This window comes from Aminobacter sp. P4_D5 (assembly GCF_056401815.1).
Map to the genome: position 1 here is coordinate 1 of NZ_JBFUIP010001123.1, position 575 is coordinate 575.

The 575-nt window shown below is 67.1% G+C and carries 1 protein-coding gene; it reads left to right on the forward strand.

The window, feature by feature from the left end; all coding sequences use genetic code 11:
- Positions 1-575: ABC transporter substrate-binding protein (locus AC1DWF_RS37025; RefSeq protein ID WP_476843404.1), on the forward strand; the 575-nt coding region annotated here is incomplete at both ends.

The following is a 575-nucleotide window of genomic DNA, read 5'->3' on the forward strand; positions in this document are numbered from 1 at the left end:
GATCATGAGCATCCTCCAGATCAATCATGAGCAGCCGCCCTTCAACAACCCGGCGATCCGGCGCGCGGCCCAGCTCGCGATCAATCAGGCGGATGTGGTGGCCTCCCTCGGCCTGCCCGAAGGGCTGTACATGCAGCGTTGCCTGGCGCTCTACATGTGCGACACGGCCGGCCAGAGCGATGCCGGGACGGAGATCTTCCGCGGCGCCGGCACGGCGCGGGCCCGCCAGCTCCTGCGCGAGGCAGGCTACGCCAACGAGCCGGTGGTCTTCCTGCATTCCGAGAGCTCGGCACTGCTGAACCCGATGGGCCTCGTGATGATCGACCAGCTGCGTCAAGCCGGGTTCAACATGCAGACCGCCACCTCCGATTACGCGACGGCGGCGTCGCGCCGGCTAAACCGCGGGCCGGTCTCGGCCGGCGGCTGGAACCTGATGAACGTCATCTGGAACGGCGTGGATCTGGTCAATCCGCTGGCCAATCCGGGCATCGCCTATAATTGCCAGGATATCCCGAGCTGGTTCTGCGAGGCCCGGCAGACGGAATTGCTGCGGCAGGCTGCGGGCGCCCGGACGC